Below are 17,541 nucleotides of genomic sequence, written 5' to 3'. Positions count from 1 at the left end.
CTATAAGTAACAGATCAAAGGCAAAAGTGTGGGCCAATGAAAAACAGCAGCAACACCGCACGCAAAGAGAGAAGAAAGAGCAACGAACCAAAGGAACCCGGAAACCGATGGACTCCTCAGCAAGCCGTCAAGAATCAGCCTTGGAACCCCTCGGCGGGCGTGCTGAGGGGGCCGTGCCCGGGTGCCGACCCCCTCGCCAGTTGCGCCTGGGGCGCGCCCCGCCCGTCAGTCCCCGCTGTGCTTCTCCAGGAAGGTGTAGACGTCGTGCTCGTCCACCCCCGGGAAGGTGCCGGAGGGCAGTGCGGACAGCACGTGGGAGTGGGCCCGCGCCGAGGGCCAGACGTTGCCCTCCCAACGGGCGGCGAGGTCGGCCGGCGGGCGCACGCAGCACTCCCCGTTCGGGCAGTTGGACTTGGTGCGGTTGGTGGTCTCCCGCCCCCGGAACCAGCGCGACTCCTTGTAGGGCACGCCGAGGGTGATCGCGAAGTTGCGCTCGCGGCTGGGGTCGACGTGCGCGACGCACCAGTGGGTGCCGTTGGGCTTGTCGGTGTACTGGTAGAAGATCGAGTAGCGGTCCGGGGAGGCGAAGACCTGGCGGCCCGACCACTGGCGGCACATGCGCTGGCCCTCGATCGCCCCGCTCTCGTCCGTGGGGAAGACCAGTCCGTCGTTCTCGTAGGCCTTGTAGATGATGCCGGTCTCGTCGTTGCGGATGAAGTGGCACACCAGGCCCAGGTGCCGGTGGGCCAGGTTGGTGAACCGGTGCGCGGCCATCTCGTAGGAGACGGAGTAGACGTCGCGCAGGTCCTCCACGGACAGGTCGCGCGCCTCCTTGGCCTCTTGGAGGTAGGGGACCGCCGCCGCCTCGGGGATGAGCACCGCGGCGGCGAAGTAGTTGGCCTCCACCCGCTGGCGCAGGAAGTCGGCGTAGTCGCGCGGGTGCCCGTGGCCCAGGACCACGTGCCCCAGCGTCTGCAGGAGAATCGTCCGGGGGCTGTGCATGCCCAGCAGCGTCGTCTCGCGCTTGAGGTAGATGCGCCGGTTGATGTGGTCGGTGAGGGAGCGCACCGAGCGGGGCAGGTCCTGCACGTACCTGAGGGTGAACCCGTGGTGGGTGGCGATCGCCAGGATCTGGCCCTGGGAGAGGGCGCCGGTGGAGTAGTTGACGGCCGCGAGGGTCTCGGCCGCGGCCTTCTCGATGTGCTCGAAGTAGTTGCCGCGCTCGCGCATCTGCCGCCGCAGGTCGGCGTTGGCCCGCCGGGCCTCCTCCGGGGTGGCGGTCGGCTTGACGCTGCGACGCTTGAGTTCGTCGTACAGGCCGACGATGTGTTCGAGCACGTCGTTGGGGACCCGCTTGCCGATCTTCAGGTGCGGCAGGTTGAGGTCCTGGTAGACGGTGTCGCGCTGGGCCTCCTCCACCGCGATCTCCAGTTGGGCACGCCGGCTCGGGGGCTGCTTGGAGAGGAGTTCCTCGACGGAGACGCCGAGGGCCGAGGCCAGGGACGTGAGGAGGGAGAGCTTGGGCTCGCGCTTGCCGTTCTCCAACAGGGAGAGCTGGGACGGGGCGCGCCCCACGCGTTCCCCCAGGTCAGAGAGGGTCATTCCGCGTGCGCGCCGCAGATGACGGAGACGCTGCCCAAAGGTAACGAGATCTAGGTCACCTGGCAAAGACGGTATTTCTTCAGTACCAAAGTACGCCATGCGTTCATGATACGGAAAGAATCGAGCTTCTTCGCACGATTTCGAGTGGAAAAGTCTTGGATCTTGCCCAAGAATCATAGTTACCGGCGGGGAACTTACCGCTCAGGGCTCACCCCGGCCCTGTGGCACCGGACCTCGACCGGGGTGAACACTTGGGGCTACACGTGAGGCGGGATCGAAATGGGCACGAGCGCTCGACGTCAGGAAGCCAGCGCGGCACTCCAACGCGACTGGGAGACCAACCCCCGGTGGGCCGGTATCGAGCGCACCTACTCCGCCGACGACGTGGTCAAGCTGCGCGGATCGGTCACCGAGGAGCACACGCTGGCCCGCCGCGGCTCCGAGCGCCTCTGGGACCTGCTGCACACCGAGGACTACGTCAACAGCCTCGGCGCCCTCACCGGAAACCAGGCGGTCCAGCAGGTGCGGGCCGGCCTGAAGGCCATCTACCTGTCCGGCTGGCAGGTCGCGGCCGACGCCAACCTCTCGGGCCACACCTACCCGGACCAGAGCCTCTACCCGGCCAACTCGGTCCCCAACGTCGTCCGCCGCATCAACAACGCCCTCCTGCGCGCCGACCAGATCACCTGGGCCGAGGGTGACGACAGCGCCCCCGAGTGGCTCGCCCCGATCGTCGCCGACGCCGAGGCCGGCTTCGGCGGCACCCTCAACGCCTACGAGCTCATGAAGGCCATGATCGCCGGCGGCGCCGCGGGCGTGCACTGGGAGGACCAGCTCGCCTCCGAGAAGAAGTGCGGCCACCTGGGCGGCAAGGTCCTCATCCCGACCAGCCAGCACGTCAAGACGCTGAACTCCGCCCGCCTCGCCGCGGACGTGGCCGGCGTCCCGAGCCTGGTCATCGCCCGCACCGACGCGCAGGCCGCCACGCTGATCACCAGCGACATCGACGAGCGCGACCAGCCCTTCATCACCGGCGAGCGCACCGCGGAGGGCTTCTACCGCTTCCGCAACGGTGTCGAGGCCTGCGTCGCCCGCGGCCTGGCCTACGCCCCGCACTCCGACCTGCTCTGGATGGAGACCGCGACGCCGGACCTGGAGGTCGCCCGCGACTTCGCCGAGCGCATCAAGGCCGAGTACCCGGACCAGATGCTGGCCTACAACTGCTCGCCCTCCTTCAACTGGAAGCGCCACCTGGACGACGCGACCATCGCCAAGTTCCAGCGCGAGCTCGGCCACATGGGCTACAAGTTCCAGTTCATCACCCTGGCCGGCTTCCACTCGCTCAACTACTCGATGTTCAACCTGGCCAAGGGCTACGCCCAGAACGGGATGACCTCCTACGTCGAGCTCCAGGAGGCCGAGTTCGCGGCCGAGGCGCAGGGCTACACCGCCACCCGCCACCAGCGCGAGGTCGGCACCGGCTACTTCGACGCCATCAGCACGACCATCGCCCCCGAGGCCAGCACCACGGCCCTCACCGGCTCCACCGAGGAAGACCAGTTCTCAGAGGCTCACTGAGACTCAGGTCTTCGTTCCCCGACGGCCGTCCCTCCCCGCTTTCGTGGCTGGGGCGGGGAGGGACGGCCGTCCCTCCCGGCCGTCGGCCGCGCGCGGTCCGTGTCACACGCCGCGCGGCCGACGGCCGCTTCACGTCCGAGGCGGCCACACACGGCACGTACATTGCTTCGTGTGACCGACAAGACCCACGACACCCCTAGCACCGGCACGGACACGCCCTCCGCGCCGCCCGCCTCCCCGCGCCTGCTGCGCGGGGAGGTGCTGTGCGTCCTGGCCCTGTCCCTGATCCCCGCCGCGGTCTACTCGGTCATCGCCTTCGCTGGCGTGCTGACCGCCCCGGAGCCGCTGTCCGAACAGACCGCGAGCCTGGTGAACCCGCGGGCGAACGACCGCCCCTGGCTGGACCTGTCGCGCCAGCTCGCCTCGGTGGCCTTCGCGCTCGTCCCCGTACTGTTGGCCGTACACCTGCTCCAGCGCACGGGCGAGGGCGCGCACACCCTCGGCTTCGACGTGCGCCGGCCGGGCCCGGACCTGGCCGCGGGCGCGGCACTGGCCGCGGTGATCGGCGCGGGCGGGCTAGCCGTGTACGTGTTCTCGTGGCAGCTGGGCCTGACGGTGACGGTCCGGCCCAGCAGCCTGGACGGCAACTGGTGGGACGTACCGGTCCTGGTGCTCCAGGCGGCCAAGAACGGGATCCTCGAAGAGGTGATCGTGGTCGGCTACCTGCTGCACCGGCTGGGACAGCTGGGGTGGTCGCCGTGGAAGGCCGTACTGGCGAGTTCGGTGCTCAGGGCGTTCTACCACCTTTACCAGGGGGTGGGGATGTTCTTCGGCAACCTGGTGATGGGGCTGGTCTTCGGCTGGTTCTACACCCGCTACGGCCGGGTGATGCCCCTGGTGGTCGCGCACACCCTGATCGACATCGTGGCCTTCGTCGGCTCGGTGTACCTCATCGGCCGCGTCGACTGGCTGCCGGGGTGACCCGCCCCAGGGCGTCCTCCAGGTGGCGGGGGCGCCCCAGCGCCTGGCCCGCGACCGCGTTGGCCGCGACCAGGAGCAGCACGAGCAGCAGCGGGGCGTGCCAGCCGCCGGAGCTCTCGTGCAGGAACCCGAAGAGGAAGGGCCCCGCGCCGCCCATCAGGTAGCCCAGCCCCTGGCTGGCGGCCGACAGCGCGGTGGTACCCGCGCCCGTGCGGGTGCGCAGCGCGAACGAGGTCAGGGCGAACACGAAGCTGCCGCCCATGGCCACGCCGAGGAACGTCGTCCACAGCCACACGCCCGCCAGCGGCGCGCACCACAGACCCGCGATGCCCGCGAGGTAGGCCGCGGTGAACACGGCGGCGACCGGGCGCTGGTCGCCCATCCGGGTGAGCAGCAGGGGCAGGAACAGGGAGACGGGCACCCCCAGCAGGCTGAGGTAGGACAGCGCCAGCCCCGCCGTCTGAGGGTCCATACCCTGGTCGCGCAGCATCTGGACGTACCAGCCGAACATGGTGTAGGCCACCGCGGACTGCGTACCGAAGTACAGGACGCTCTGCCGGCCCAGCCCCGTGCGCAGTACCCGTAGGGGGCTCGCCCCGGGTCTCTGTCCGCCCTCCCCGCCGCCGCGCCGCAGGACCAGCAGCCACGGCAGGAGGGCCGCGACCCCGAACAGGGCGTAGGAGCCCAGGGCGATCCGCCACTGCCCGGTGGCCTGTTCCAGGGGAACGGTGGCCCCGGCCGCGAGCGCGGTACCCACCGCGAGGGCGGTGGTGTACACCGTCGTCATCAGGCCCACCCGGTCGGGGAAGTGCTGCTTGACCAGGGTGGGCAGCAAAACGTTGCCCACCGCTCCCCCGGAGAGCGCCAGGGCGCTCAACACGAGGAAGAGCCCGGGGCCGTCGGCCAGGGCGCGGCCGGCGAGCCCGGCGGCCAGCGCCGCGAGCGCGTACACCATCAGGCGGTGCTCGCCCAGGCGCCTCGACAGGAGGGGGGTGAGCCCGCCCACGAGGGCGAAGCACAGTACCGGAAGGGTGGTCAGGAGTCCGGCCTGTACCGCGGACAGGCCCAGGCCGCGGGAGACCTCGTCGAGCACGGCGCCGACACTGGTGATGGCGGTACGCAGATTGAGGGCGGCCAGCGCGACACCGGCGGTCATCAGGGAAAGCACGGTTCCACGGGAGGCCGGGGCGGTACCACTCCCCGCCTGGGGAGCGTCCGCGGCCGAGGCCCGCGCGGCGGCATCGGAGCTCATAGGGGGTGCCTCGCATATTCGTAGGATGACCCGATGTACTTCATGACCATAACGCATTCCCGTTCGTGGACGCCTACCCGCCCGTACTGGTCTAAGCTCCGGCGTAACCGATCCGAATCAGCGTACTGGCCCCGTCATCAGACGAACCGCCCCTAGGAGGAAGCGTGCCCCTCGCCTCGACACGCCGGACCGGTCTCGTCGACCAGGTCATCAACCAGTTACGAGCCCAGATCGACTCGGGCGAGTGGGGCGTGGGCGACCGCATCCCCACCGAGTCGGAGCTCTCCGACCAGTTGGAGGTGGGCCGCAACACCGTACGCGAGGCGGTCCGCGCCCTCGCCCACGCCGGCCTGCTGGAGATCCGGCAGGGGGCGGGCACGTTCGTCCGCGCCTCCAGTGAGCTCGGCGGCGCCCTGCGACGGCGCCTCGAACGCTCCAGGCTGCGCGAGAACCTGGAGGTGCGCCGTGCGCTGGAGGTCGAGGCGGCGCGCCTGGCCTCCCTTCGGCACAGCGACGAGGACATGGCCGACATCGACCGGGCCATGGCCCTGCGCGAGGAGGCCTGGCGGGCGCACGATACCGGTGCCTTCGTGGAGGCCGACTTCTCCCTGCACCGGGCGATCGTCAACGCCACGCACAACACACTGCTCATCGAGCTCTACGACGACATCGCACAGGTGGTCTACGCGAGCATCGCGCACACCGCCTACGAGAAGGACGGGGAGACCGGCGCCCGCCCCTCCTCGACCTCGACCACCGTCGGTCTGGACCACGCCGCACTGGTGGAGGCGGTCCGTTCCGGCGACCCGGCGGCCGCGGCGCGTGAGGCGACCTGCTACATCGAGGAAGCGCTCTCACTCGCCCAGGAGTGAGGCCGAGCGGGCCCGCCCCTCCCCCTCGCTCCTTCCCACCGCGCACACCCCGTGGAAAGAGAGGCGCCGCCCCGCCCTCGGGCGAAAGGCCCCGCCCCCTCACGGAGCGCTCCCGCACCCCTCAGACGGGCCCCCACTGGGCAGACCGCTCCCCTCCTCGGCGCTCCTTGCGCACCCTCAGATGGTCCCAGGTCTCCACGTACCCCACCCCCGGTGCCGCCCGGACCGTTTCCAGCGCCTCGACCAGACCGCACCGGTCGGACGCGGTGAGCGTGCCGATCACGTCGTAGCGGCCGAAGCCGCTCGCCAGGAAGGACACCCGGGGCATGGTCGCGACCGCCGACGCCAGCGCCTCGGCGTCCCCCCGGCACCGCAGCCCGAACCCGAGCTGCTCGTTCGCGCCTGCGGCCGAGGGTTCGGCGATCGCGGTGACGTGCACGACCCCCGAGCTCAGCAGGCGCACGACCCTGGACCGGGCCGCCGCCTGCGACAGCCCCACCTGGCGCGCCAGGTCGGCGTAGGAGGCTCGGCCGTCCTTGAGCAACAGGCGCACCAGCCGCCAGTCCAAGGCGTCCAAGTCCACCTCGCGCAGCTCGCGCACGCTGCTGTGCTCGTCCTTGAACACGGCGCTCGCGCGGAACACCTCCGCGCTCTCCACCCCCGGCATCGCCCGCAGCTCCGCGAGCTCCTTGGCGAGCGCGCCGTCGTCGGCCACCCGGACCTGCGCGACGGCCGGGAAGCGCCCGGCCGACTGGGCGGCGAACGTCACCGCCTCCCGCTCGTCCAGTGCCTCCATCAGCGGCCCCGAGGGGCCATGGACGCGGAACGACACATGGCCCAGGACCTCCATACCGACGACTCCGGCGTGGAGCACGCCCACGATTCTGATGGCCCCCGAACGGACGAGCTGGCGCACTCTGGCGCGCACGGCCGTCCTGGACAGGCCGACCCCGTCGGCCAGGGCCTGGAACGTCGCTCTGCCGTCCCCCTGCAACGCGCGCATCAGCGCGACGTCAACCGCATCGAGCACGATGGTGCCTCTTTCGTTCCCATGACGCCGCCCTTCCCCCGAACGACGCGCCCTCCTGCGGCCAGATCATCGCAGCTACGGGACGACTCCACTACCGATCGCGAAAGAAAACGGCCGCTTCGCCCGTGTGAACGACAGGAAAGCGCCGTCCAACCACTCAGTGACGACCTCTCTCGTACATAACAGACTTGTATAGAAGATCAAGAATGAGCCAACCTCCGCACCCACAACCCAGACAAAAGGTCCACACTGAACAGAGGGGCTCCGCGCGGTAGGCGTCGAGCGCCCCGCGCGTCGTGCGCGCCGAAGGTCCCATGACCCGTTCGGCGGCGCAGCGGGGGAATCCGGGGCACCCCTCGAACACGTGCACATGACAGAAGCGCCCGGTGACATGCCAGGGTGCCCGGTGCGTGCCGTCGACCGGTGGGCGTTCGGCCGTACCGCGACACGGGGACACAGCACCCCCGCGGCAGGAGAGGAATCGCCGGTGGCTGGCGGAGAAGAGCGGCAAGAGAAGGGGCCCGGGGTCCGACGGGGCATACGACGGGCCCTGCTGTGGACCGCGGTATCGGTGCCGCTGCCGGGCGCGGCGCACCTGCGGATGGACCGCCGCCGGTCGGGGGCCCTGATCCTGGGTGTGTACCTGCTGATCGTCGCCGTTCTCGCGGCCGCGGCCGTGTGGATCGCCTCCGACACGTCGGAGGCGACGACCCGGCTGGCCGGTATCGCCGTGCAGAGCCAGTGGCTCCTGGCGGCCATGGCCGGGGTGTTCGCGGCGGCGGTGCTGTGGATGGCGGTCATCGTGCACTCCTGGACGATCACCCGGCCGCCGGGCGCCACGGTCGGTCGGCAGGTGCTGGGTGCCGCGGCCGTCCTCCTCCTCTGCCTGGCGGTGGCCGTACCCTCCGGCATGGTCCTGCACGCCGGATACACCGCCCACCAGACGCTGGCCTCGCTCTTCGGCTCGCCCGAGCCCGACAGCGAGCCCCCGCACGACGACGCGGACCCCTGGAACGGGGCCGACCGGGTCAACGTCCTGCTCCTGGGATCGGACTCGGCGGAGAACCGCTACGGGACGCGCACCGACTCGATGATGGTCGCCAGCATCGACACCGACACCGGTGACACCGTACTCATCGGGCTGCCCCGCAACCTGGAGGACGCGCAGTTCCCGACGGGAACGGCGCTGGCCGAGCGCTACCCGCCGCCGTGGGGTTTCGACGACCTCCTCAACGAGGTGTACCAGACGGTGGCCGAGGACCCCGGGGCACTGGCGGTCAACCCGACCGCGGTGGACCCCGCCGCCGACACCCTCAAGGCCGTCATCGGCTACAACATCGGCTTGGACGTGAAGTACTACGCGATGGTCGACATGCTGGGCTTTCGCGACCTGATCGACGCCGTGGGCGGTATCCAGGTCCTCATCGAGGAGCCGCTCCCCTACGGTGTCCACGGCGGTGTCCTGGAGCCCGGCCTGCGCCGGCTCGACGGTTACGAGGCGCTCTGGTACGGGCGCTCGCGGGTCAACTCCGACGACTACGGGCGCATGGGCCGCCAAGGCTGCCTGATCAAGTACGTGGCCGACCAGATCGACCCCGCCACGGTCCTGACCGGCTACCGGGAGCTGGCGGGCGCGACCCAGCGCACGCTGACCACGGACATCCCGCAGACCAAGGTGCCCGCGTTCATCGAACTGGCCGACCTGGTCGGTGGCTCCGGTTCGATGAGCACCCTCCAGCTGTCGCCCCCGCAGGTGTACACCGGCAACCCGGACTGGGAGATGGTCAAGAACCTGGTCGCCGAGGCGCTGGGCGCCGGCGGCGACGCGCTGCCCGCGGGGCCCGCGGAATCCCCCTCCGCCTCGCCGGAGGACGGCGTCCAGGCGAGTCCAGGCGACGGCACCGAGCCCTCCCCCGAGGACGACCTCACCGCGTGGCAGGAGTACACCGGCCTGGAGGAGCCGGCTCCCGCCGACCCCGGCCGCCAGGTGGGCGAGGACGCCATCGACCTGAACACCCTCTGCCCCTGAGGAACGGCGTCCGCGAAGGGCTGCTCTCCCCCTTGAGATAGATAAACATAAAGAACCCCATATGACCGGAACCGGCCATATGGGGTTCTTCGCTTTGTCACGGACCAGAGCCCGTGTGACCCTTGGCGCCGTGACGAACGCGCAGCTCTGGACCCTCGTCGCTCTGGGTGCCTTCCACGGCCTGCACCCGGGCATGGGCTGGCTCCTGGCCGTGTCACGGGGCATGCAGGAGGGCGGGCGGAGGCAGGTCCTGCGCTCGGTCCCCGCGATCGCGGCGGGGCACGCCGTGAGCGTCGGCGTGGCGGCGGTCGCCATCACCGTCACCGGTTCGGCCACCGCGTCGGTCCTCTTCCCCGTGGCCGGCGGCGCCCTGATCGTCCTGGCCGGACTGTGGATGCTGCTCTCGCACCGGCACTTCCACTGGCGCGAGGTGCGACTGCCCCTGTGGCAGGTCTGCGCGTGGTCGTTCCTGATGGCCTCGGCCCACGGGGCGGGGCTGATGCTCATGCCGGTGCTGGCGGGCCAGCTCGCCCACGCCCACGGAGGACACGGCCACGGGGGACACGCCGCCGAGGCCTCCGCCACGGGTGTGCCGGAAGCCTCCCCGGCGACCGTGACCACCGCCGCGGAGGGGACGTGGACGCTGTGGGACGCGACCCTGCTCGGCCTGGCGGCGACGGGGGTGCACACCGCGGCCATGTTCTGCGCGGCGTCCGTGGCCGCCCTCCTGGCCTACGACTTCCTCGGCTCCCACGCCCTGAGGTGGCGCGGGGTCACGATGGACCGGGTCTGGGCACTGACCCTGCTGCTGGGCGGCGTGTTCGTCCTGTGGTCGGTTCTCTGAGGAGAAACTCCGGCCGGGCCCCGTCCGTTGTCCGGGCGAGATCCCTCGCACGCACGGCGAGGGGCCGGTGGCGACGGACGGGGCGAGGGCGCATGAGCGGGGACACGGTGCACAGGCGGCGGTCCAGGAGCCGTTGGCGGGGGCCGCTGATCTCCCTCGCGGTCCTGGTCGCACTGGCCGTCGCGGCCGTCCTCGCCGTGGGGTGGATCGCCGAACGCGCCACCCCCTCCCTCACACCTCCCTGGGGGCCGGAGTGCGCCGCGTGGGTGGGCGGGGAGGACTTCCCCCTCGACCGCGACCAGGCCCGGCGTGCGACCACAGCGGCCGCGGTCCTGGCCCAGGGGGAGGCCGCACCGATCACCGCACCCGACACCGCCGACATCCCCGAACCCGTGATGACCGCCCTGGTGGAGGGACCCGAGGGGGATGCCGGACCGTCGCTGACCTGCCGGTCCGGCAAGAACCCCGACCTGGCGGTCCAGGAGGGCCTGGAGCCGTCCGGACTCACGGCGCGCGCCGAACACCTCAGACAGGGCATGCAGGGCGTCTTCGGCGGCCTGTCCCTGGGCGGCTACACCCCCGGTGGCTACAACACCGGGCACGGCGAGCGGTCGGCCCACTACGAGGGGCGGGCCATCGACATCTTCTACCGGCCGGTCGACGAGGGCAACCGCCGCTCGGGGTGGGTCCTGGCGCACTGGCTGATCGCGCACGCCCCGGACTACGAGATCGACGTCATCATCTTCGACGACCGCATCTGGAGCACCTACCGCCCCTCCATGGGCTGGCGCGACTACGACGCGCCCGACCCCGACAACGAGATCCTGCGGCACCTGGACCACGTGCACGTGGACGTGCAGCGCGGCACCGGTTCGGGTTCGCAGGGCTGAGGCCCCGGGCGGCCCTCGAAGCGCGCCCGGGGAGCCGCCCGAGCGCCCCTCACCCCTCCAGCCGGAACCCGACCTTCAGGCCCACCTGGTAGTGCCCGATGACGTTGTCCTCGATGTGACCGCGGATCTCGGTCACCTCGAACCAGTCGAGGCCGCGCAGGCTGGTCGAGGCCCTGCCGATGCCGTTGCGGATGGCGTCGTCGACCCCGTCGGGCGAGGTGCCGACGATCTCCGTGACGCGGTACGTGTGGTGAGACATGAGCGCCCCCTGGGTTGTCGTTGCGCGGCCTCCCGGTCCCTGGTTCCGGGAGCCCCAATGGTCACACTGGACGACACCGACACCGAAGGCGGTCGACACGCGGGGGCGGTGGTGGGACTTTGCCCTTCGCTGGCGTGATAGAGGGGCCCCCTTGGGGCGGAAGCGACACGGGGGACGCCCCGGGCCGAAGCCCGTGGCAGGAAAGAGCGGGCAAAGTGCCAGATTAGCCCTGACCTGGTACTTAAGGCCCATGTCCGGCGGGACTGTCCCGAGACAACGTCGTAATCAGCTCTTGACGTACCCCCGGGGGCTGCGGTGTACATTGGGTTCTAGCGCTTCGGTCCCCCGTCGGAGCGCGGGGTGATGTTTCGAGCCCCCGTCGAAACATCACACGCGACGCCGGGTGGTTTGCCCCCGTAACCACCCGGCGTCGCCTTTTTTGCCGCCGAGCGGTGGCTTTGACCGCACGTGGCCACGCCTTGACCACAGGCCGACGACGACTGCCTTGGGGACAGGATTGAGTCATCCCGACACCGCCGAGTCCCCGCGCTGCTCCCGGCGGGACTGCCGCGCGAACGCCCGGTGGGCGCTGGTGTGGAACAACCCGAAGCTGCACGCGCCGGACCGCCGGAAGGTGTGGACGGCGTGCGACGAACACCGCGAGTACCTGTCGAACTTCCTGGACCTGCGCGGGTTCCTGCGCGAGGTCGTACCGATGGACGAGTTCGAGGGATGAGGGGAGAACGGGGTGCGCCCGTCCACGGCGCACCCCGTTCCGCTCCTCAGCTTACGGCGACCCGCCAAGCGCTCGAACGCACTGGCGCTTGCGAGGGACCTCCGCCTTACCAGTCCAGGTCGCGACGGGCACGCTCCAGGTCCTCGGGGGTGTCGACGTCGAAGGCGCCCCCGCCCGGCAGCGGCACCGTCCGGGGCTCCAGCGGGCCGAGCAGGCGGTACAGCGACCGGCCCTCGTAGGCGGCGAGCGCCTCGCGCACGGCGGCGGTGCGCCAGAGGCCGGTGAGCCACTGCTCGCGCCCCCCGGAGTCCACGTACACCGCCCCGGTGTCCGCCTCGGTGAGCACGGCGGAGAGTTCCGTGAGGTGGGCCGGGGCCAGGTGCGGCAGGTCGGCGGCCAGCAGCGCGAACCACTCCCGTTCCACGCGGGCCAGTCCGGCGCGCAGGGCCGGGACCGGCCCCGATCCGGGCGGGTCCTCGCGGACGTAGCGGGCGCGCGGGCTCCCGCGCTCGGGCCCGACCACGGTCAGGCCCGCGTCGGGCGTGTGGGAGCGGACCGCCCCGGCGACCCGCTCCAGCAGGGTCCGCCCGCCCACGACCAGGCCGGGCTTGTCGGTGCCGCCCAGGCGGCGCGCCCCTCCCCCGGCCAGGACGACCGCGTCCAGGCGGATGGTACGTGTGCTCGTCATGCCCCCAGCCTGCACCACGGGCTCACCCCTTGACCCACACCACCTGCCGCGGGTGGCGGACGACCTCGACCAGGTCGGCCTGCGCCTCGATCACCGGCTCCGGGTCCTTGTAGGCGCCGGTGATCTCGTCCACCACGCCCAGGTCCTTGCGGCACTCCACGCCCACCGCCGCCACAATAAAACCGACTAGTTGGTTTTCGGCCGGCACGACGCCCCCGCCCCAGGAACGCGGCTCCGCTCCCCGAAGGGGTGTCGGCCGCCGCACCTGGCGGCCGACACCGGGCTACCCGCCGATGGCGGACATGGGGCGGGCGGGCTGGAGGAAGGCGGGATCGTCGATGCCGTGGCCGGGCAGCTTGGCGGCCACGGCCGAGAGCCAGCGCTCGGCGAGCTCGTCGTCGGTGGCGCCCTCGCGCAGCGGGGTGCGCAGGTCGGACTCCTCCCGGGCGAACAGGCAGTTGCGGATCTGGCCGTCGGCGGTCAGGCGCACACGGTCGCAGGCGCCGCAGAAGGGCCGGGTGACCGAGCCGATGACGCCGACGGTGGCCGGCTCCCCGTTGGGGAACCGCTCACCCAGTACGTGGAAGAGTTCGGCGGGGGCGCTGCCGCGCGTGTCGGCGTCGGCCGCTTCCAGGGTGAAGTCGGCCTCCAGGCGTGCGAGGATGTCGTCGGCGGTGACCATGGTGTCGCGGCGCCAGCCGTGCTGGGCGTCCAGCGGCATCTGCTCGATGAAGCGCAGTTCGTAGCCGCGGTCGACGCAGTAGCGCAGCAGGTCGGCGGCCTCATCGTCGTTGACGCCGCGCATGAGCACGGCGTTGACCTTGACGGGGGTGAGCCCGGACTCGGCGGAGCCCGCGAGGCCGTCGAGGACGTCCTGGAGGCGGCGGCGGCGCGCGAGTTCCTCGAACACGTCGGGGCGCAGGGTGTCGAGGGAGACGTTGACCCGGTCCAGTCCGGCCTCGGCGAGTGCGGGGGCCATGCGGGCCAGACCGATGCCGTTGGTGGTGAGTGCGGTGTGGGGACGGGGTGCGAGGGCGGCAGTGCCCGCGATGATGCCGGGCAGGCCGCGACGGAGCAGGGGTTCGCCGCCGGTGAAGCGGACCTCGGTGATACCGAGGCGGGTGACGCCGATGCCGATCAGGCGGAGGAGTTCACCGTCGGTGAGCAGTTCGGGCTTGGGCAGCCACTCCAGGCCCTCGGGGGGCATGCAGTAGGTACACCTGAGGTTGCAGCGGTCGGTGAGCGAGACGCGGAGGTCGGTCGCCACGCGCCCGTAGGAGTCGGCCAGCACGAGCGTCACCCTCTCCAGTCGAGATTTTGTGTGGGTTTGCCTCGGATCAGCCAATCCGAGGCACCCCCAGGCTTAAGGGTAGAAGATCACTTTTAACGGTGAGTAAGACTCATTGCACCTTATGTCGTCTTTTGCCGCTGATCGACGGGGCACACCCGCCCGCCTGGGACTCCGTGGAACATACGCACGGTGATCGTTATCCGCCCGATGCGCGCCGTCCGCCGGTGCAACACCAACCCGCACAACGGTCATACCGGTCAATCTTCCTCCCCAACCGTAGACCCCGAACGTGGGCACCACCATCATGTGTCTCCCGACGGACAAGGAAGACTGGGAACCATGATCACCACACGCGAATGGGCACTGGCAGGCGGCCCTGACGGCTCCGGGAAACTGGCGGCACGGGCCTGGGCGCCCACCGAGGGCGCACCGGCCTGGCTGGCCATCCTGGTCCACGGCTACGGCGAACACCTGGGACGCTACGAACAACTGGCCGCCGACCTGGTCGGCGCGGGCGCGGTGGTCTACGGGGCCGACCACCGGGGCCACGGCGCCTCCTCCGGCGAGCGGGTGCTGGTGGAGGACTTCGCCGGCGTGGTGCAGGACGTACACCGCGTCGTCACCCAAGCGCGCACCGCCTACCGCTCGATCCCCCTGGTCCTCATCGGCCACTCGATGGGCGGGCTGATCGCCGCGCGCTACGCCCAGACGCGCCCGGAGGAGGTCCGTGCGCTCGTCCTGTCCTCCCCCGTGCTCGGGCGCTGGGAGGTCCTGGAGACCCTGGCCGGGCTCGACGAGATGCCGGACGTGCCCATCGACCCCGACTCGCTCTCCCGCGACCCCGCCGTGGGCGCCGCCTACGCCGAGGACCCGCTGGTCTGGCACGGCCCGTTCAAGAAGCCGACGGTCCTGGCCATGCTCACCGAACTGGACCGGATCACCGGGGCCGGGAACACCGGCGTCCCGCTGCTGTGGCTGCACGGCTCCGCCGACTCCCTCGTGCCCGTGGAGGGCACCAAGCGCGGCGTCATGGCCTACGCGGGCGACGACGCCACCATGCGGATCTTCCCCGGGGGCCGACACGAGCTGTTCAACGACACCGACCGAGACGAGGCCGTGGCCGAGGTGCTGCGGTTCGTCCGCCGCTTCGTCCCCGCCTGAGCGCTCAGACGAGGAGCCGCCCGCGCGGCTGTGCCGGATGGGCGAGAGCCTCGTTGTAGGCCGCAGCCATCCGGTCCACCGCGTCCTCCAGGACGTCCGGCGGGCGGGTGTAGGCCAGGCGCACGTAGCGCTCCAGGGTTCCGTCCACACCGAACACCGGCCCCGCCGCCGTGTGCACGCCGTGCCGCTGGGCCGCGGCGGCGAACGCGCTCGCGACCGGCTGGGGCAGTGCCGCCCACAGCACCAGGCCGCCCCCGGGCACGCTGGGCCGCCAGTCGGGCAGGCGCTCGCGCATCGCCCGCAGCAGGGCGTCGCGGTTGCGGCGCAACTGGCGGCTGCGCTCGGCGCGGATGCGCAGGACGTCGGCGAGCAGGTGCGTGACGGTGAGCTGGTCGAGTACGGACCCGGCCAGGTCGAAGCGCTGGCGCGCCGCCATCAGCCGGGAGACCATCGGCACGGTGGTGCGGACCCAGCCCACGCGCAGCCCGCCCCACAGCAGTTTGGCCACCGATCCGACGGTCAGCACCCGGCCGTCGGTGTCGTGTGCGGCCACGGGCGCGGGCAGGTCCCCGGAGTCGATGGCCAGCTCGGCGACGGATTCGTCGACCACCAGGTGGGTTCCGCAACGGCGGGCCTCGCGCACCAGGGCCTGCCGCTCGCCCTCGTCCATCAGCGCCCCGGTGGGGTTGTGGAAGTCGGGGATGAGGTAGGCCAGCTTCGGCCGCCACTGCCGGAAGGAGTCGGCGAGGTAGTCCATGTCCCAGCCCTGCGGGGTGACGCCGACCGTGCGGATCCTGGCCCCGGCCCGACGTGCGGCGTCGACGCCGTGCGGGTAGGTGGGTGACTCCACGAGCACGTCGTCGCCGGGCTGGACGAGCAGGTCCACGGCCAGGGTGAGGGCCTGTTGGGCGCCGGCGGTGACGAAGATCTGCTCGGGGGTGGTGGGCAGGCCGCGTTCGACGTAGCGGCGGGCGATGGCGTGGCGCAGTTCCGGCAGGCCGTGGGGGTAGTAGCCCTGGCCGCCCAGGTACGCGGCGAGCTGCTCGGCGGCCCGGAAGGAGGCGTCCCTGAGCCCGTCGACCGCGGGGGGCGCGGCGACGCCGAGGTCGATCCGCTCGGGCTCGGGCACCAACGGCGACAGCTCGCCGTTGCCGGGGTCGGGCAGGAGGGTCCAACTGCCCGCGCCCTGGCGGCTCTCCAGGAAGCGGTGGTCGCGCAGCCAGGTGTAGGCGGCGGTGACGGTGTTGCGGCTGACGCCGAGCGCGGTGGCCAGGTCGCGTTCGGCGGGCAGGCGGGTGTTGGTGGGGACGCGGCCGTCCATGACCAGCCCGCTCACCGCCTGGGCGATGGCCAGATAGTACGGTCGCTCCACCGGTGCCTCGCCGATGAGGCGGGCCAGGAGCCGACCGTTGATGCGTCGGCCGCCACCCGCAGCGCTTCTCCCAGACGGACGTGTGGGGCCCTGCCGTGCCATGTCGTGATACTCCGCACCGCCCGCGACCGGGCCAGTTGATCCGATTGGCACTTCTCTTCCAGTGCCACCACGATCACGATACCCAGGTGGCCCCCACGTGCACCGTCGTCCCCTGATCCGAGCACAGGAGTGTCCCATGACCGCACCGCGCCCCCGACCCGTGCCTGCCGTCGCCCTGAGCCGCCTGTTCGTCACCCCTCTGGTGCCCCGGCCCCGGCTGCGGCGACTGGTCTGGCTGTACCTGGGGCTGGTGCTGTTCGGGCTCGGCGGCGCACTGCTGGTCCGCGCCGGGCTGGGCGCGATGCCATGGGACGTCCTGCACCAGGGGCTGTCCCGGCGGACGGGGCTGTCGATCGGCACGTGGAGCGTGATCGCCGGGACGGCGGTGATGCTGCTGTGGGTCCCCCTGCGCCAACGGCCCGGCCTGGGCACGGTCAGCAACGTGGTCGTTCTCGGCCTGTCCACCGACCTGTTCCTGTGGCTGCTGCCCGAGAACGGTTCCCTGGAAGTGCGCCTGCTGATGCTGGTGGCGGGCGTCGCCGTGTGCGGGGCGGGCAGCGGGTACTACATCGGCGCCGGGCTCGGCCCGGGGCCGCGCGACGGACTGATGACGGGGCTGGCCGAGCGCGGGTGGTCGGTACGGATGGCACGCATGGTGATCGAGGTGGCCGTCGTGGTCACCGGCGCCCTGCTGGGCGGCACGGTGGGCGTGGGAACGGTGGTGTTCGCGCTGTCCATCGGACCGATGGCACAGGCGTTCCTCTCGCTGCTGCGCGTTCCGGACGAGAGCATCGGTGCCGCAGTGCCGCACCGCTAGGGCGTCTTCCCGCCGGGTCTGTGTCACCGCGGGATAA

At 71.3% G+C, this 17,541-nt stretch carries 16 protein-coding genes and 1 pseudogene; 9 read left to right on the top strand and 8 right to left on the bottom strand.

Features of this window, described 5'->3' with window-relative positions; genetic code table 11:
• Window positions 1-225: 225 nt before the first annotated feature.
• Window positions 226-1,668: a helix-turn-helix transcriptional regulator gene (locus tag B042_RS0110180; RefSeq protein ID WP_028648201.1), complete on the bottom strand. Its 1,443-nt coding sequence runs from the start codon at window positions 1,666-1,668 to the stop codon at window positions 226-228.
• A gap of 213 nt (window positions 1,669-1,881) precedes the next feature.
• Here B042_RS0110180 and aceA point away from each other — a divergent pair, with 213 nt between their 5' ends.
• The gene (gene aceA / locus B042_RS0110175) at window positions 1,882-3,180 is read left to right on the top strand and encodes an isocitrate lyase (RefSeq protein ID WP_028648200.1); all 1,299 of its coding nucleotides are present in this window, start codon (window positions 1,882-1,884) and stop codon (window positions 3,178-3,180) included.
• A 171-nt stretch (window positions 3,181-3,351) separates the two neighbouring features.
• Complete coding sequence (locus B042_RS0110170; RefSeq protein ID WP_028648199.1) at window positions 3,352-4,161, top strand: CPBP family intramembrane glutamic endopeptidase; 810 nt, start codon at window positions 3,352-3,354, stop codon at window positions 4,159-4,161.
• Here the strand turns inward: B042_RS0110170 and B042_RS0110165 are convergent.
• Window positions 4,130-5,317 (bottom strand): MFS transporter, encoded by a 1,188-nt coding sequence (locus B042_RS0110165; protein ID WP_036554575.1) that lies wholly within the window; start codon window positions 5,315-5,317, stop codon window positions 4,130-4,132. The genes B042_RS0110170 and B042_RS0110165 overlap by 32 nt on opposite strands.
• A 260-nt stretch (window positions 5,318-5,577) precedes the next feature.
• On the opposite strand from B042_RS0110165, the gene B042_RS0110160 reads away from it, so the two are divergent.
• The gene (locus B042_RS0110160) at window positions 5,578-6,285 is read left to right on the top strand and encodes a FadR/GntR family transcriptional regulator (protein WP_028648197.1); all 708 of its coding nucleotides are present in this window, start codon (window positions 5,578-5,580) and stop codon (window positions 6,283-6,285) included.
• A gap of 121 nt (window positions 6,286-6,406) precedes the next feature.
• Here B042_RS0110160 and B042_RS0110155 read toward each other — a convergent pair whose 3' ends face one another.
• Entirely contained in the window at window positions 6,407-7,315 is a 909-nt protein-coding gene (locus B042_RS0110155; RefSeq protein ID WP_028648196.1) for an Lrp/AsnC family transcriptional regulator, read from the bottom strand.
• Window positions 7,316-7,802: 487 nt separating this feature from the next.
• Here B042_RS0110155 and B042_RS0110150 point away from each other — a divergent pair, with 487 nt between their 5' ends.
• The 3 genes from B042_RS0110150 to B042_RS0110140 all read left to right on the top strand — a co-directional run bounded on the left by B042_RS0110150 (window position 7,803) and on the right by B042_RS0110140 (window position 11,078).
• Entirely contained in the window at window positions 7,803-9,344 is a 1,542-nt protein-coding gene (locus B042_RS0110150) for an LCP family protein (protein ID WP_028648195.1), read from the top strand.
• A gap of 130 nt (window positions 9,345-9,474) precedes the next feature.
• The gene (locus B042_RS0110145; protein WP_028648194.1) at window positions 9,475-10,188 is read left to right on the top strand and encodes a hypothetical protein; all 714 of its coding nucleotides are present in this window, start codon (window positions 9,475-9,477) and stop codon (window positions 10,186-10,188) included.
• A 92-nt stretch (window positions 10,189-10,280) separates the two neighbouring features.
• Complete coding sequence (locus B042_RS0110140; protein WP_051415603.1) at window positions 10,281-11,078, top strand: hypothetical protein; 798 nt, start codon at window positions 10,281-10,283, stop codon at window positions 11,076-11,078.
• A gap of 49 nt (window positions 11,079-11,127) precedes the next feature.
• On the opposite strand, the gene B042_RS0110135 is transcribed toward B042_RS0110140, so the two are convergent.
• Window positions 11,128-11,337, bottom strand: a complete 210-nt coding sequence (locus B042_RS0110135) for a dodecin (protein WP_028648192.1) — start codon at window positions 11,335-11,337, stop codon at window positions 11,128-11,130.
• Window positions 11,338-11,854: 517 nt separating this feature from the next.
• Here B042_RS0110135 and B042_RS0110130 point away from each other — a divergent pair.
• Window positions 11,855-12,073, top strand: a complete 219-nt coding sequence (locus B042_RS0110130; RefSeq protein ID WP_028648191.1) for a hypothetical protein — start codon at window positions 11,855-11,857, stop codon at window positions 12,071-12,073.
• Window positions 12,074-12,179: 106 nt separating this feature from the next.
• Here B042_RS0110130 and B042_RS0110125 read toward each other — a convergent pair whose 3' ends face one another.
• The 3 genes and pseudogenes from B042_RS0110125 to moaA all read right to left on the bottom strand — a co-directional run bounded on the left by B042_RS0110125 (window position 12,180) and on the right by moaA (window position 14,052).
• Entirely contained in the window at window positions 12,180-12,761 is a 582-nt protein-coding gene (locus B042_RS0110125) for a molybdenum cofactor guanylyltransferase (protein ID WP_028648190.1), read from the bottom strand.
• Between the two features lie 22 nt (window positions 12,762-12,783).
• Window positions 12,784-12,924, bottom strand: a pseudogene (locus B042_RS25645) (RtcB family protein); the annotation flags it as partial.
• Window positions 12,925-13,044: 120 nt separating this feature from the next.
• Entirely contained in the window at window positions 13,045-14,052 is a 1,008-nt protein-coding gene (gene moaA / locus B042_RS0110115; RefSeq protein ID WP_028648189.1) for a GTP 3',8-cyclase MoaA, read from the bottom strand.
• 339 nt (window positions 14,053-14,391) lie between these two features.
• On the opposite strand from moaA, the gene B042_RS0110110 reads away from it, so the two are divergent.
• Window positions 14,392-15,213: an alpha/beta hydrolase gene (locus tag B042_RS0110110; protein WP_028648188.1), complete on the top strand. Its 822-nt coding sequence runs from the start codon at window positions 14,392-14,394 to the stop codon at window positions 15,211-15,213.
• A gap of 4 nt (window positions 15,214-15,217) precedes the next feature.
• On the opposite strand, the gene B042_RS0110105 is transcribed toward B042_RS0110110, so the two are convergent.
• Window positions 15,218-16,687, bottom strand: a complete 1,470-nt coding sequence (locus tag B042_RS0110105) for a PLP-dependent aminotransferase family protein (protein ID WP_028648187.1) — start codon at window positions 16,685-16,687, stop codon at window positions 15,218-15,220.
• A 136-nt stretch (window positions 16,688-16,823) separates the two neighbouring features.
• On the opposite strand from B042_RS0110105, the gene B042_RS0110100 reads away from it, so the two are divergent.
• A complete protein-coding gene (locus B042_RS0110100; RefSeq protein ID WP_028648186.1) occupies window positions 16,824-17,504 on the top strand; it encodes a YitT family protein in 681 nt (226 codons plus the stop codon).
• Window positions 17,505-17,541: the final 37 nt, after the last annotated feature.

This window comes from Nocardiopsis sp. CNT312, from assembly GCF_000515115.1.
Taxonomy (GTDB): Bacteria; Actinomycetota; Actinomycetes; order Streptosporangiales; family Streptosporangiaceae; genus Nocardiopsis.
The sequence above is the reverse complement of the archived record's forward strand: the minus strand, read 5'-3'. Positions and strand labels throughout refer to the sequence as shown.

What these genes read in the sequence shown, in the direction of transcription:
- B042_RS0110110 (WP_028648188.1), top strand. Translation starts at nt 14,392, where the DNA reads ATGATCACCACACGCGAATGGGCACTGGCAGGCGGCCCTGACGGCTCC.
- B042_RS0110100 (WP_028648186.1), top strand. Translation starts at nt 16,824, where the DNA reads ATGACCGCACCGCGCCCCCGACCCGTGCCTGCCGTCGCCCTGAGCCGC.
- B042_RS0110135 (WP_028648192.1), bottom strand. Translation starts at nt 11,337, where the DNA reads ATGTCTCACCACACGTACCGCGTCACGGAGATCGTCGGCACCTCGCCC.
- B042_RS0110140 (WP_051415603.1), top strand. Translation starts at nt 10,281, where the DNA reads ATGAGCGGGGACACGGTGCACAGGCGGCGGTCCAGGAGCCGTTGGCGG.
- B042_RS0110125 (WP_028648190.1), bottom strand. Translation starts at nt 12,761, where the DNA reads ATGACGAGCACACGTACCATCCGCCTGGACGCGGTCGTCCTGGCCGGG.
- B042_RS0110105 (WP_028648187.1), bottom strand. Translation starts at nt 16,687, where the DNA reads ATGGCACGGCAGGGCCCCACACGTCCGTCTGGGAGAAGCGCTGCGGGT.
- B042_RS0110165 (WP_036554575.1), bottom strand. Translation starts at nt 5,317, where the DNA reads ATGACCGCCGGTGTCGCGCTGGCCGCCCTCAATCTGCGTACCGCCATC.
- aceA (WP_028648200.1), top strand. Translation starts at nt 1,882, where the DNA reads ATGGGCACGAGCGCTCGACGTCAGGAAGCCAGCGCGGCACTCCAACGC.